Here is a 15,008-nt window from a genome sequence, read left to right as displayed (position 1 = left end):
TATATATAATTTAACACCTTCTATCTTATTTAATATATTATACTTATTCATATATAAACATTATACAATATATTTCAGATACTTAAATATATAAAATAATTTTCTATATTTAAATCATTTACTAACGCAGTTTCTACCTTTTTTCTTAGCACGATATAAAGCCTTATCTGCAGATTTTAAAACATCATCTGGTGTTCTATAGTTTTCATTCTTCTGGGCAACTCCTATGCTCACTGTTATAAAAATTTGTTTTGAAGACTTTAGGGTTTTGGTTTTCTTTTTAGGTTTATTTTTCGGACGATCCTTCCCACGAATTGTAAACCCTCTCTGTGATATTTTTTCTCTTAATTCTTCAAGATGCGGAAGCACTTCACTTATAGATTTTCCTGGGAAAAGTATTGTAAATTCCTCTCCACCATAACGGTAAGATTTACCTCCCCCTGTAACGTTCTTTATAATGGAAGCAACTAGCTTTAAGACCTCATCTCCTGTGTCATGTCCATATTTATCATTAAATTTTTTAAAATAATCAATGTCTAGCATAGCAATTGAATAGTTAACGCCTAGTTTCATCATATCTTGTTTTAAAGCTCTTCTGGATGGTAAACCCGTAAGTTCATCAGAAAATGCCATATAATAAGAGTCCTGAATTATTGCAACTATAAGAATAAGTCCTGAAACTGCAAAAAATACGGAGCATAATATTTGACTGCTATTATTTTCTAGTACATAAAATAATGCCACTAATACAGCAATAAAAGATACATCCTGAGAAGATTTATATGATACCTCTCTAGTAATAAGTATCACTAGAGTTATTAAAAATACTATTACTGATATCTGAGGTATTGAATTTATTGCATCAATATTTATAGATAATATATCTTTATTGATTAGGTCTAAAATGTATCTCTCACCTGAATAAATCAACCAAAGTGCAAATAATAATTGCCCAACGATAATTCCTATACGTATAGCTCCCCATAGACTTATTATCCCCCGCTCTTTTAGAAATGAGAACAATGCAATATTTATGGGAATCATTAGGCAAATTATTGAATACATATCAGCTGCTTCCGTTGAACTAATAGAATCACTTTTTGTGTATCCTATTACACTTAAACATAGAGTAAGAATTATTAATACAAAAAATTCTCGACTGCGATTAAATCTCCAAGCAATGACAATTCCTATAAAAAATATTACATAGGGAGAAAGTCTTATTATATCTAGTTGTGCATCTGACATTGTATTAGTCTTAGTAAATAAAATATAGGCAAATATAATCAAACTAAATGGTAAAAACATGGAAAAAATCCTTTTGACTCTAGTTCTCATTTTATGTAATTCCTTTCGCATTAATTACCAATTCAAAATTAAGTATTTACTTTTAAGCTTTTTATTGGATTTTTTTCATAGAATCTCAACACTATTTTTTATTTTATACTTTATTTTACTGATTTTCAAGCATCATGTTCTAGGACAAAATTACTTAAAGTTTTTACTTGACATCTTTTAAATTTACAATTATAATTATATTGTAATCATTACAACTTAATAATAATTTTAATTTATTATTATAATCCTAAATATATAAAGGATGTGAGGCATATGAATACAACTTTTGAAGAACTAACTAATGAATTAAAAAATAGGAATATTCGTCTTTCTCACCAAAGATTAAAGGTTTTAGAATATATAAATAATCATAAAACTCATCCCACTGTTGATCAGATATATACTGATTTACAAAAGGAAGTTCCTACATTGTCAAAAACAACAATTTATAACACCCTAAATGCATTAGTAAATGCCAATCTAGTAAGAGTTATAACAATAGAAGACAATGAAACTCGATATGATGCCACAACTGAAAATCATGGACATTTTAAATGTGAATCTTGCGGGGAAATTTTTGATTTTAATATAGACTTTGATTCATTAGCAGCAGAGGGCTTAGGTAGTTTCAAAGTTAATCATAAGGATGTGTATTTTAAAGGTATATGTCCAAAATGTATTAAAAAAAATAATGATATCTAAAGACAAGATAGTCTTTTGAAAATATTAATTAAATAAAATGGAGGAGATAAAATGGAAAATAACAAAACACTTAATAATCTTATGGAGGCATTTGCTGGAGAATCCCAAGCAAACAGAAAGTACTTATCATATGCAAAAAAGGCAGAAACAGAAGGAAAGCTAAATGCGGCGAAGCTATTTAAAGCAGCTTCTGACGCTGAAACTATTCATGCTCTTAGACATTTCCAAGTAGCAGGTAAGATTGGATCAACTGCTGAAAATCTTGAAGATGGAATCAATGGAGAGACATATGAATTTGAGAGCATGTATCCACCATTTATAGAAGCTGCAGAAGCAGAAGGAAATAAAGCAGCAGTTCAAACTTTTACTTATGCTATGGAAGCTGAAAAAGTCCATGCAAAACTATACAAAGAAGCTTTAGAAAATATTGATCAAACGGAAGAAGTTTTCTACTATCTATGTCCAGTTTGTGGAAATATTGAAAAATTTGTTCCAGAGAAATGTAGTATCTGTAACGTTGCTGGTTCAAAATTTATTAAGTATTAATAAATTTCAAAGGCTTAGTTCATATAAAGTGATGATTACCTTAATCATCACTTTATATTTATGCATTTATACCTCCTTTTTTGGAATATAATTTTATTCTAAAATTAATAATTATTAATTTTATTTTCATATATAAATTGACAAGTTATAATAACTATTATAAACTAGATTTTACTTGCTCTAAGGATAAATCTATATAGAAAATTCTATAGCTTATTAAGTTAATGTAGGAGGTAAAGATATGACAAGACTTAAAGAACTATTTGCTCCCAAAGATTTAACAGAGGGTACACCTTGGAAGCGAATTACTGAATTCGCGATACCAATGCTTATCGGTAATATAGCACAGCAATTTTATAATACTGCTGATTCCATTATCGTCGGTAAATATGTTGGCGATAACGCACTTGCTGCTGTTGGAAGTGCATCCCCTATATTAAACCTTTTACTCGTACTCTTTGTTGGAATTTCTGTGGGGGCAGGCATAATGGTAGCTCAGTACTTTGGAGCTAAGGATCGAAAAAAACTTTCTCATACTATTGGTGTATGTATATCTTTGACTGCTATTGCATCGATAATTATTATGATTATCGGTCCTATTGTTACCCGCCCATTACTTTCTTTTCTCAATACACCAGATACTATTATTGATTGGTGCGCAAATTATCTTATTATTTATTTCGTAGGTATTGCAGGCTTTGCTTATTATAATATTTTAGCTGGTGTTCTTCGTGGTCTTGGTGATTCTCTATCGGCACTTATATTTCTACTTATTTCCACAGTTTTAAACGTAGTGCTTGATATTTGGTTTGTTGCTGGACTTAATATGGGTGTCCCAGGTGTTGCGCTGGCGACTATTATTGCACAAGGAATATCAGCAGTACTTTGTATCATTAAACTAATGAAAATGAAAGATAACTTCGACTTGAACTGGGCAATGCTAAAATTAGACAAGGAGTTTTCCTATAGACTAATAAAACTCGGATTACCATCTGGTCTTACACAGGCAATATTCTCTCTTGCAATGATTGTTGTACAATCTCTAACTAATAGTTTCGGAGAGATGGTTATAGCTTGCAACGTAATTGTTATGCGTGTTGATGGATTTGCCATGATGCCAAATTTCTCTTTCGGCAGTGCAATGACAACCTATACTGGACAAAATATAGGGGCAAATAAAATGGATAGAGTGGAAAAGGGAACTAAAGATGGTACTATGATAGCTGTTGGAGTTTCCACTGTAATAACTATTTTGATTTTAATTTTCGGTAGATATCTTATGGGTGTTTTCACTGATACAGCAGAACTTGTTGATTTAAGTATGCATATGATGCGAATTCTAGCAGTAGGTTATATTGCAATGGCTGTAACACAGAGTTTATCAGGAGTTATGCGTGGTGCAGGGGATACAGTTACACCTATGTGGATTTCACTAATTACTACAGTTGTTCTTCGTGTTCCTGTGGCTTATGGCATTGCTTACCTTACAAGAAGTGAAGCTTATCCAACAGGACGACCTGAATCCACATTTATTTCCCTACTGGTTTCTTGGACAGTTGGAGCAATTATAACTACAATTTTCTATAAAAAAGGCAAATGGCGTAAAAAAGGCTTTGCTAATAAGTTATAGTAAGAAAAGAATCAATCCTATCTAAATATTAGATGGAATTGATTCTCTTTATATTTTTGACATAATATTAAATTGACAAAAGTCATAGTATTAGATATTATTATTCATACATATTAGTCATATTTTCCATTAGTCAATCTAAAATAAAAATTTTCAATCAATATATTTAGGAAGGATTACTCAAAATGAAAAAGATAATATTAAGTGCTGATAGCACCTGTGATCTAAATCATGAATTAATAGGGCATCATAATGTTAATAGTTTTCCTTATACCATTCTTCTGGATGAAAATACTTATAAGGATAATGTAGATATTACACCTGCCGAAATCTTTAGAGTATATTCTGAAAAGAAGATTTTACCGAAAACATCTGCTATAAATGTTGCAGAGTATTATAGTTATTTCAAGCCTTGGATAGATGATGGCTATGAGATAATACATGTTAACCTAGGAAGTGCACTTACAAGTAGCTATAATAATTGTTGTATAGTAGCGAATGAGTTGAAGGGAATCTATCCTATAGATTCACACAACCTTTCCACTGGTTCTGCTCTTTTGGTATTAAAGGCAGCTAATATGATAAAAGAAGGATTATCAGCAAAGGAAATTAGTGATAGACTAAATAGTCATAGAGAAAACATACATATGAGTTTCGTTCTTGATACTTTAGATTTTTTACATGCTGGGGGCCGTTGTTCAAGGACTTCATCTTTAGGAGCAAATTTATTAAAAATCAAGCCTGTTATTAATGTAGACAATAAATCTGGTGCCATGGACTTAGGAAACAAATATAGAGGAACATTAAATAAGGTTATTGTAAAATATATAAATGATAAATTATCAAGCTATGATAATATTAATAAGGAGAATATTTTTATTGTTCATTCGGGAATAGATTCTGAGTATATAGAACTTGCCAAGAATACAATACTAGAACATACGGATTTTAAGAAAATTCATGTAACAATTGCAAGTTGTACAATATCATGCCATTGTGGGCCAAATACTTTAGGTATAGCTTTTGAAACTAAATAGTTAATAAAAAGTCTTCATCAATAAATTGATGAAGACTTTTTATTTATTATCTATTATGTCAAATAGAGAGTTCTTTATTTGCTATTATAGAAGACATGCGTACCGCTCCTTAAGAATGTTGAAAGTACTTCTCTTCTAAATCTTCTAAATGGTAGAAAATATGTACTAAATCTTTACCAAAGCTAAGTAAAGAATAGTATGTATTTTCCTCCTCAACTACTTTATCTATGACATTTCTTTCTATAAGTATAGATAACTTTCTATTTAACTCAGTATGGCTCATATATGGAATACTTCTTAAAATATCGCTATACCGTTGATTTCCAAGATGGATAGATTTTAATATTTCTGGTACCCATCTAAGTTTAATTAGATCCTGTACAATTTGAAATCCATTAGATATTTTGTTTTTCATAATTTCACCCCTACGAACATATTTGTGCCTTTTTGTTACTTATATTTTATCATATAATATAGTTAATAGAAGATAATAATTAATAATTATATAAATTTAAAAATTTTAAGGAGGTATTTTATGAAACATATCGAATTATTACAAAAATATTTATCAAACTTGGCTGTACTAAATGTAAAGTTCCATAATATTCACTGGAACGTAGTAGGTACTCAATTTATGCAAGTCCACAATTTTACAGAAGAAATCTATGATAAGTTATTTGAGAATCTAGATGAAGTAGCAGAATTATTAAAAATGAAAAATGAAACTCCATTATCTACAATGGCTGAGTATCTAGAAAAATCTAATATTGAAGAAATTAAAGCGAAAGACTTTTCAATAAAAGAGTCTCTAGAAATAGTTAAAAAAGATATGGAATTAATGAAAGAATTAGCAACTGATATCAGAAATATAGCTGATGAAGAAGGAGATTTTGAAACTGTTGCTATATTTGAAGATTACGTTGCATACTACAGCAAAAACATATGGTTTATAAATTCTATGCTAAAATAAATAAAATTTTCAAAGCATCCTTAATTAAGGATGCTTTGTTTGTGTATTTAAATTTATCTTCTATTCTCACTACTATCTATACTAAGACCTATGAGAACTAGATGATATCTCACAGTCTATTCTTATATTTTGGCAATTATTAAAATTAGCAAATCTATTGAGACAATCTTGAATTTTATCTTCGAATACATCATCTTTAATAATATTATCTTCAAACCAGAAATTCTTTACTACAAGTTGCTTCAATTTTTTATCATTTATTACTTCTATTCTCCCAATGAAGGTATCTCCATATAGAACAGGTAAAATATAATAACCATACTTTCTCTCAGCAATAGGCGTATATATTTCCCATTTGTATTCAAAGTTAAAAATATCCTTGATCAATCTTCTATCCCAAATCATATTATCTAGTGGAGCGATGAACTCTACCCTCTTTTGGAACTCATCAGTATCTAAAACCAAGTCAATTATATCTTTATCCTCTGATAGACAATAAAAAGCATCAGATATATTTTCAATAATAACTTCGATAATCTTTTTCTCTGCAAGTAATTCCTGGAATATTTCATTACGATTAGATGATTTTAAGCCATCAATTCCTAGCCATGCATCTGATGACTTATTCCAAAGTAATCCAACAGCACCAATACGTCTTAAAATTCTCCACTTCCAGTGTTCCTCATCAGTTAAGTTAGGATCTTTTGCATTAAGAATCTCTTCAGGAATATATTCATGAGCAAGAGAGTAATATTTAATCGTTCCTTTTTTATGATTAAGAATCAAATCACCTTGAAAATATAATGTTTCCAATGCTGCACGAGATAATGTGGCAGGACTCCAATACCAATCAACCTGCTCCTTAAAACTTAAATCTTTTGAAGAAACAAAACCTTTCGCTTTGATAATTTCCTTTATCTTGTCCATTACGTTATTTACTTGTTCTCTACTTCTACCATTTTTCTCATGCTTTGCTCTTTGACGTGAAAAATATTTCCAATCTTCTAGACTGAATATGGACATATTCTTATCAAAATAATCTATAAATTTTCTATCTATGTACAAAAGTTTATGCAACATCTCCTTAGAAAATCCATCTACCCTTGATTGCAAGACTAATTCAGCATTTTTACCACAAACATCTATAGGATCAAATTGAATACAGCCTGCTTGCTTGATATAATCACAAACACCTTGTTCTTTAATAAATTTATAATTACCTACTAATCCTTGTTTCAATAAAATAAAATGTCGAGCTTGTCTGTTTGTAAGTTTAACTTGTTCCATTTTATTTATCACTTCCTAACTTATTAATTATACTACTCCATACCTAAAATACCAATAGATATCATTATTGCAGCTATTACAGCATATTGAAGTTTGTTCAATTTTTCTTTTAAAAAGACTCTAGACAGTATTACTGATACTATACTATAAGATGCTACTAGAGGTGCCGTAACAATTGAATTTTGAGCCATGGCAAAAACATAGAAGAATTGACCAAGGGTTTCAAATATAGCTGCATATAGCTTTATTTTTTCCCTTCCAAAACTTAAGAATTCTTTTTTGACAAAAGCTAAATATATAAATGCTATTATTCCTACTATCATAAAAGTGAATTCATAGGATAAATTTGCTTCAGCTTCAGTTAATACCCTATCCAAATAGAATGCATCTGCAAATGTCCCGATTCCATCTATTATGCAATATAAAATTGGAAATACTATTGCCATAGTGCTTATTGTATATTTATTATCTACAGACCTATCTTCCAGTCTACCTTGAATTATATTCTCTTTTCTTTCTAGAAAACCTAAGATAATCATCCCCACTGAAATAATAGCTACTGCAGCGAACTGCAATATATTCATGGTTTCCCCTAAAAAAACAAATGTCAATAATGCTGCTACTGCTCCTGAAGAATTTCCCAATGGAGAGGAAATGGATAATTCAATGTACCTAAGTCCCATATAGCCTATAGTCATAGATAGAATATACATAGAAGTTACTGGGATATATCTTATAATATTTATAGGATTATAGGATATTTTATTGAAAATCATATATCCAAAGCCATGTATTCCCATTACTAATCCTACCATAATAACAATTTTTAGATGACTATATTTATCCTTAGGGTCTGTCCCCATTTTGTAAAACAAGTCTGCAATGCCCCAAGATACAACAGATATTAGTGCAAAAATAAACCACATTCAATTTTCCTCCTAATTTTTGCTGATACTATGTTATCATTTAGATTATTTTACTATATGGAGGAATAAATGTATAGACAATTCATATTCAACTCCTCCTAGTGTGTCATGGAATTGTAATGATGATGTAACCTCTTTGTAATTGTATTGATGTAAAATTATGGTATTCTAATTACAGTAGTATGTTACTCTATATGAAATTAAGATGGGAGTGATAATTATGGAAAAAATGACCATGAAAGAAGCAGGAAGATATGCTAACTTCCTTGATAGAACCATCGACGAATTAATATATTTATCAAACTATGCTATGGATTCTAGGATATATTCTATAACAGAAAATCATAAGAAGTCAGCTTCATACAAAGATGCAGTTGATGAAACTGTAGAAGTGGAATTTGAAGATGATGCAGAAATAGATGTTCCCAATCTAACAATACTATTAGAAGACCTTTTTCTTGAAAAATCTATGTTAGCAGAAAGTATAGCAGAAGCCAAGAAGGACTTGATAATAAAAATTGATGATAATAAGAGCATGAATTTGGATGCAGCATTGGAATATGCAAAGTTACTTAGAAGATTTTCGGAATCATATCTAAGACCTCTAGCAAATAGAAAGGATAAGAAAACAAAGGAAAATAGAACTGGCTACGCATTCAATGTAGAAGGAAATCAAACACCATATATATATGAGGCTGAAGTAATTACTACAATAATATATGATACAAAGCCATTATCCGAAAAGATTAAATCCAATAATTATCTAGCAGATAGAATATCTGAAAAAATTGACATGGCAATGAATCTTCAGTCTGTAGATTTTAGTGCAAAATTTAGTTATCTAGATAGATGTGAAGATATCATAAATCAATATAAATAGTATAGAATAATTTGGTGTGATAATAAAAGGCTTCATTGATATTGAAAGATGATCAGTCGATAGCATAGATTGAAGGAATATTACATTTTAGGCTTGCTTAAGATATTATATTCCTAATATCTGAAATCCTTTGATGGAAAATAATTCTGATATATTAAAAGATTACGCTATGCAATCACTACTCATAAATTCACAACTCACCAGTTCCTTAATTCATGAGCTCATCCTTCAAGAAACATCAAACAATTCAGTTGGCAATATAACGTATTTTAGACTCTCTTGCTATTAAGCTTTTGTTAGTTACTTTATAATTGCTTCGATGGATTGTTTAGTAAATTGATATGGAGCTTTCTATTATCACACCAAATTCATATCATTTTTCATCTAATATTTGTCTGGATACTCATTCAAAAGGGAGATTAGATAAGATACCAACCTTTAACCTAATTTTTCTCCTTTTTTAACAGGTTGTTCTGGTTGAATCAATACTACCCCTTGCTCAGAATAAACTCCTAATACCAATACCTCTGACATAAAATCTGCAATTTGCCTTTCTGGAAAATTTACTACTCCTAATACTTGTTTACCTACAAGATCCTCTACTTTATAACATTCAGTAATTTGAGCACTTGATTTCTTTATACCAATTTCTTCTCCAAAATCAACCAATAGTTTATACGCAGGCTTTCTTGCCTTTTCAAAAATCTCTGCTTTAATAATTTCTCCTACTCTAATATCTAATTTCATAAAATCATCAAATGTAGCCATAATAAGCTCCTCCTACTCAATTATCTTATAAATATACTATTTATATATTACCATAAACTATTGACCTGCAAAGCTAGTGTAATACCAGCACGTAAAACGTAATATTGAACCAAGTGCCGTTACTATAATTATACACTGTCTGCCATGAGCTTCTTTGTTTCCCTTAAAACAAAACACTATCAGAAGTTTAAAGGGATATTCTATAGCATTATAAACGGAAACCTATCATACCAAATAAGATGCCAATCATAGCACCAACAACTACATCCCTAGGAAAATGTACACCACCTAGTACTCGTACTATTGCTAATATAATGCCTGCAAACATTAAAATGACTCCCACTGGAACTGAAATGTAATATAAAGTCATGGCGATTACAAAGGCAGAAAATACATGACGACTTGGAAACGATCTTCCCTTAGTACTTTTATTGATGATTGGGACAATATCCAAAACTTCATAAGGACGAGGAAAATCAGTATGATTTCGGAATGAACTAACCAACATGAAAGAAATTCCTGGTGTAAGAAAAACTCTCCAAAACCTTAAATCACCATTAAATGCCAACATAAGAAGAAAAATTGGATATATGAAATACACCAATGTAGTAGTTAACTTATTTATTCCTTTAATCATTACTAAGGCATATGGATGGCTACCTAATATTTTTATCATTTTTTCATATGTTTTTTCATTCACGATTATCACCTTATCTTTTAATCTGTTATCTATTATACCATATCAATATATTTTCTAAATAGATGCTTTCTTCTTTTCTTAATTTATCTGTTATGATAAAAATAATCCTCAACTGGCTTACTCCTATATCCATATTGAAACAAGTAGTCTTTTCTTCATTCTTTCGATATAATCGACATAGAATGACCTTTTTAAAAATTCTTCTAAAAAAGTGTAACCTTTATCCTTCTATTCCGTTTATTAAGTGAAAGGGGATTTTCCTATGATAAACAGCCAATTAGAAAATTTATATATCAAATATCATAGGGAAGTTTACCTCTATGCCCTTTCGTTATGCAAAAATCATCATCATGCTCAGGACTTGGTTAGCGAAACCTTCTTCAAGGCCTTATTGTCTCTAGACGAAGATACTCCATATATTAAATATTGGCTCTTTAAAGTATGTAAGAATTTGTTCTTAGATACTTCTAGAACTAATAAAGAATATAATACTATGGATAGTTTAGAAGATCTTCTTGCTACAGAGGAAACTCCCCTAAACAAAGTCATTGACAATGAAGAAAAAAAACAGCTCTATTACCTAATTATAAATCTACCTCATTCCTACAGAGAAGTCATTATACTATATTATTATTGTGACTTTACTATAAAAGAAATAGCTAAAACAACGGGGTTAAAATACGGGGCTGCTAAAACTCTACTTTTTAGAGCTAGAAAAAAATTAAAAGATATGTTGGAGGGTGAATATGAATTTTAAGGAATTGATGGATAAATATAGAAATGGTATCGCCTCTGAGGAGGAAAAATTGCTAATAAAACAAGAAATAGAAAAATATGAGGCTATAGAAGAATATTTATCAGAGAACATAGATATAGATTTTATAGAAGTGGAAAATTATGATGACCAGAGGGATGAGACTATTAAACTAAAAAAAAGTGTGAACAGTCGTCTTAGAAGAGTAGTTATAACTTCAGTGTCTGTTGTTATGCTCATTATTTTAGGAATTTTTTTTGTTTTATCTCCTATCATAGACAGTTTTTATTACAACCCGACAAAGGTTTCAGTTGGTCAATATAATCAGGACATATATTTTGATCTGACAGCCTTTACAGAACTAAATCTGCCAGGATATTCTCTAGGCCTTGTCACAGCTGAAAGACTAGGATTTGGCAATTATAATATTTATTATAGTCGTCATAATCTTTTCACTAAAGAATCAAAAAATATCTCTTCCAAAATAAAACGAGATACTCATTTAAAAAACTTTGAAAATGTCTTTGAGGAAGAATATATAAGTCTAGGTTTTCAAATAATCACAAATCCTGAGATTAGTGATTATGAATATTTTAAAGAAAATAAAAATCGAGTTATAAATCACATAAAAAAACTAAATCCTGTGTCCTATGTATCTGCTTATCTTACCTTTGAAGAAGATTTAACTATGGAAGAAATCTACAATATGTTGATGGAATACGATAATATTGAATTTGCTTGGATTGGTATCAGAACAGCACCTAAAGATGAGGCTATTCAATATCTTACAGGATTTAAGCCTCCTTCCAATGCAGTATCAGCTGCTGATGACAGACCTGATAAAAATAAATACCCTGCATTTCAATTATTGGATTGGCTAAGGGACCACACTAGATCACGAAATCAATCTATTTGGCCAGAGGGTTATGAACTACATTATAAGAGTTTATTAAGATATATGATAGATAGAAAAGATGAGGTAAATGTTCTTGACCATAACCATCTTAAAACTCAACATTATCAATCCGCATTAGACTATGTAGAAGAACATGGTGTCAAATCCTATGGCGTATTAATCTATGCCAATGCCGAGGATTTACTTACCTTTATAGGAAAGGAATCCATTTTTACCATAGAATTAGATCAAGTCATGGCCTCAAAAAGATATATACGCTGATAAAAAACCTTAGGATATTATATTAATATCCTAAGGTTTTCATTTTTAAATAAAAAAATCTATTAATTTACACCAATTGTACTTTTCGCCATACTGTCATTGTATATCTTGTCATCTATCATGTTTTCTCCACGAGCTATACAGATAGTGCTAACAACGTCTCCTGTTACATTCATAGTTGTTGTTCCCATATCTATTATACGGAAAATTCCTGCTATCATTCCCACAACATCCAATGGTAATCCCATTGTTGTAAGAAGCATAGTAGACATTACAATCGCACCACCCGGAATACCAGGAGCTCCTACTGACACTAAAGTTGCCATAAGTACAGTCATTATTTGTTGAGTAATTGATAACTCTATACCATAAATCTGTGAAACAAATATAACACTTGCGGCATAGAAACAAACACCGCCATTCATATTCATTGTAGCACCAAGAGGTAATGTAAAGTTACCTAAATCCTCTGCTACACCAAACTTATTCTTCGTTATATTAAGTGTAACCGGTAGGCTTCCAGAACTACTTGTAGTACTTGAAGTAACCAACCAAAGTTCTGGTATCTTCCTGAAGAACTGTTTAATAGATGCTTTTCCAATTAATTTTAACATAATTGCATACATAATTACAACGGAGATCAAGCTTAGATAAACGGTTCCTATAAATATTGCAAGAGGTCCGAAAATTTTCATTCCATATGCCCCTACGGAACATGCTATCAAAGCAGTAACTCCGTATGGAGATGTCTCCATAACCATTCCGGTGATTGTGTACATAACATCTGACCCGGATTCAAAAAAATTTCTTACCTTTACTCCTTTATCACCCATTATAATAATAGCAATACCAACAAATAATGAAAATACGATAATTTGCATTAGATTTGAAGTTGTAAATGCTGTGAAGATATTATCCGGAACCATTCCAATTATTGTATCTCCTATAGTAGGTGCAGCAGTGGCTTCATATACTGTTCCAGTCCCTACTATTTCTTCTGCAGATAATCCCTTTCCCGGCCCTATTAGATTTGCAATTGTTAATGAAATTGATCCTGCTAAGGCTGTTGTCAAAAGATAATATATAAGGGTTTTAGAGCCAATTCTTTTGAGTTTTTGCATATCACCGATACTACAAACACCTGCAGCAATTGAGAAAAAAATCAATGGTACAACTATCATTTTTATTAATCTTAAGAAAATATCTCCAACAGGTTTAATAATTAGAATTTTTTCCTTAAATATAATACCTAAAATAATACCTAGTCCAAAACCTATAAATACCTTTGCACTTAAGCTAAGTTTCTTTTTTTTCACAAACTTTCCCTCCTAGTACATTATGGTTGTGATCAACCTTAGTAGGCATCCGCCTACTAAGGTTATCAATTACAATCTTTTACTATTACTTTAAAGCCCCATATTTTCTCAAAAGCTCCTCTATCACTTTTTTCGTATCCTCTGAAACTGGAACTAACGGTCTTCTTGGTTGTCCTCCTTTATATCCAAGTAAATCCAAAGCATATTTTAGTCCGGCTACACCGAATTTACCTGTAACGGCAAAGTTGATCTCTATCAGCTTTAACTGTAATTCTCTAGCTTCATCTAGTTTTCCTTCTTTAAATAATGATACAAGTCTGCAACATTCCTCTGGCATAATATTAGCAAGAGCCAATGTAGCACCTCTTGCCCCTACTGTTAAAGCGGGTAATAAATATCCTGCGTTTCCTGCAAATACTGCAAAATCATCATTAGTATCTCTTACGATTTCTGAGATTTGAACTATGTTTCCTGAAGTATCCTTTATACCTACTATATTAGAATGCTTTGATAATTTAGCGATCAATGCTGATGAAAGATTTATTCCTGTATTGCCAGGCATATTATAAATCATTACTGGTATTGATATGGCATCAGCTACATCAGTAAAATATTTGTATAAAATATCTTCCTTCATTCCGCCTTTAAAATAATTAGGAGGTAATAAAAGTACTGCATCGGCTCCTAATTCTGCCATTTTTTCCGAAAGTGCTATGGTTTCCTTTGTAGATTCACAAGCTGTACCTACAATTATTTTCTTTTCCGGATTGAAATTTTCCTTAACAAATTTCACTAATTCAAGCTTTTCCTCTTGATTAAGGTAAACAAATTCTCCATTTGATCCTAATACTACTATACCATCTAAATCAGTCTTTCCCCAGATGTCTAAATTATGTTTCATATAATCATAATCGATTTGTTCATTAGCATCAAAAGGTGTTACTATAGGGGTATAAATTCCTTTAAACATTTTATCC

At 30.7% G+C, this 15,008-nt stretch carries 16 protein-coding genes; 8 read left to right on the top strand and 8 right to left on the bottom strand.

Going from position 1 to position 15,008, the window contains the following annotated elements:
* Nucleotides 1-114: 114 nt before the first annotated feature.
* A complete protein-coding gene (locus tag KQI38_RS16930) occupies nt 115-1,338 on the bottom strand; it encodes a GGDEF domain-containing protein (RefSeq protein WP_216561467.1) in 1,224 nt (407 codons plus the stop codon).
* A 273-nt stretch (nt 1,339-1,611) separates the two neighbouring features.
* Between KQI38_RS16930 and KQI38_RS16925 the strand changes: the two genes are divergently transcribed.
* The 4 genes from KQI38_RS16925 to KQI38_RS16910 all read left to right on the top strand — a co-directional run bounded on the left by KQI38_RS16925 (nt 1,612) and on the right by KQI38_RS16910 (nt 5,253).
* A complete protein-coding gene (locus tag KQI38_RS16925) occupies nt 1,612-2,040 on the top strand; it encodes a Fur family transcriptional regulator (RefSeq protein ID WP_094903064.1) in 429 nt (142 codons plus the stop codon).
* A gap of 51 nt (nt 2,041-2,091) precedes the next feature.
* The gene (locus KQI38_RS16920) at nt 2,092-2,586 is read left to right on the top strand and encodes a rubrerythrin family protein (RefSeq protein ID WP_094903066.1); all 495 of its coding nucleotides are present in this window, start codon (nt 2,092-2,094) and stop codon (nt 2,584-2,586) included.
* 325 nt (nt 2,587-2,911) lie between these two features.
* Nucleotides 2,912-4,216, top strand: a complete 1,305-nt coding sequence (locus KQI38_RS16915) for an MATE family efflux transporter (protein WP_246565898.1) — start codon at nt 2,912-2,914, stop codon at nt 4,214-4,216.
* 185 nt (nt 4,217-4,401) lie between these two features.
* Complete coding sequence (locus KQI38_RS16910) at nt 4,402-5,253, top strand: DegV family protein (RefSeq protein ID WP_216561463.1); 852 nt, start codon at nt 4,402-4,404, stop codon at nt 5,251-5,253.
* Between the two features lie 109 nt (nt 5,254-5,362).
* Here the strand turns inward: KQI38_RS16910 and KQI38_RS16905 are convergent, their stop codons facing one another.
* Nucleotides 5,363-5,668: a winged helix-turn-helix transcriptional regulator gene (locus KQI38_RS16905; protein WP_216561462.1), complete on the bottom strand. Its 306-nt coding sequence runs from the start codon at nt 5,666-5,668 to the stop codon at nt 5,363-5,365.
* Nucleotides 5,669-5,788: 120 nt separating this feature from the next.
* Between KQI38_RS16905 and KQI38_RS16900 the strand changes: the two genes are divergently transcribed.
* The gene (locus KQI38_RS16900) at nt 5,789-6,223 is read left to right on the top strand and encodes a Dps family protein (RefSeq protein ID WP_216561460.1); all 435 of its coding nucleotides are present in this window, start codon (nt 5,789-5,791) and stop codon (nt 6,221-6,223) included.
* Between the two features lie 81 nt (nt 6,224-6,304).
* Here KQI38_RS16900 and KQI38_RS16895 read toward each other — a convergent pair whose 3' ends face one another.
* Both KQI38_RS16895 and KQI38_RS16890 read right to left on the bottom strand, forming a co-directional pair.
* Nucleotides 6,305-7,510 (bottom strand): winged helix-turn-helix domain-containing protein, encoded by a 1,206-nt coding sequence (locus KQI38_RS16895; protein WP_216561458.1) that lies wholly within the window; start codon nt 7,508-7,510, stop codon nt 6,305-6,307.
* A gap of 32 nt (nt 7,511-7,542) precedes the next feature.
* Nucleotides 7,543-8,436, bottom strand: coding sequence for an EamA family transporter (locus KQI38_RS16890; protein ID WP_216561455.1), 894 nt, complete (start codon nt 8,434-8,436; stop codon nt 7,543-7,545).
* A gap of 220 nt (nt 8,437-8,656) precedes the next feature.
* On the opposite strand from KQI38_RS16890, the gene KQI38_RS16885 reads away from it, so the two are divergent.
* Nucleotides 8,657-9,316, top strand: coding sequence for a hypothetical protein (locus tag KQI38_RS16885; protein ID WP_216561454.1), 660 nt, complete (start codon nt 8,657-8,659; stop codon nt 9,314-9,316).
* 438 nt (nt 9,317-9,754) lie between these two features.
* Here KQI38_RS16885 and KQI38_RS16880 read toward each other — a convergent pair whose 3' ends face one another.
* Both KQI38_RS16880 and KQI38_RS22050 read right to left on the bottom strand, forming a co-directional pair.
* The gene (locus KQI38_RS16880) at nt 9,755-10,084 is read right to left on the bottom strand and encodes a tRNA-binding protein (RefSeq protein ID WP_216561452.1); all 330 of its coding nucleotides are present in this window, start codon (nt 10,082-10,084) and stop codon (nt 9,755-9,757) included.
* 208 nt (nt 10,085-10,292) lie between these two features.
* Entirely contained in the window at nt 10,293-10,784 is a 492-nt protein-coding gene (locus KQI38_RS22050) for a phosphatase PAP2 family protein (protein ID WP_216561451.1), read from the bottom strand.
* Between the two features lie 262 nt (nt 10,785-11,046).
* Here KQI38_RS22050 and KQI38_RS16870 point away from each other — a divergent pair, with 262 nt between their 5' ends.
* Complete coding sequence (locus KQI38_RS16870) at nt 11,047-11,541, top strand: RNA polymerase sigma factor (protein WP_216561450.1); 495 nt, start codon at nt 11,047-11,049, stop codon at nt 11,539-11,541.
* The gene (locus KQI38_RS16865; RefSeq protein ID WP_216561449.1) at nt 11,531-12,715 is read left to right on the top strand and encodes an anti sigma factor C-terminal domain-containing protein; all 1,185 of its coding nucleotides are present in this window, start codon (nt 11,531-11,533) and stop codon (nt 12,713-12,715) included. Before KQI38_RS16870 ends, KQI38_RS16865 begins: the two co-directional genes overlap by 11 nt.
* Before the next feature lie 62 nt (nt 12,716-12,777).
* On the opposite strand, the gene KQI38_RS16860 is transcribed toward KQI38_RS16865, so the two are convergent.
* On the bottom strand, nt 12,778-14,031 hold the full coding sequence (locus KQI38_RS16860; protein ID WP_216561448.1) for a dicarboxylate/amino acid:cation symporter: 1,254 nt from the start codon (nt 14,029-14,031) through the stop codon (nt 12,778-12,780).
* Nucleotides 14,032-14,116: 85 nt separating this feature from the next.
* Nucleotides 14,117-15,001 (bottom strand): 4-hydroxy-tetrahydrodipicolinate synthase, encoded by an 885-nt coding sequence (dapA, locus tag KQI38_RS16855; RefSeq protein WP_216561447.1) that lies wholly within the window; start codon nt 14,999-15,001, stop codon nt 14,117-14,119.
* Between the last annotated feature and the right edge of the window lie 7 nt (nt 15,002-15,008).

The sequence above is a fragment of the Tissierella carlieri genome, from assembly GCF_018917285.1.
In the GTDB taxonomy this organism is placed as follows: Bacteria; Bacillota; Clostridia; order Tissierellales; family Tissierellaceae; genus Tissierella; species Tissierella carlieri.
This window is presented reverse-complemented; position numbering and strand designations above follow the sequence as displayed.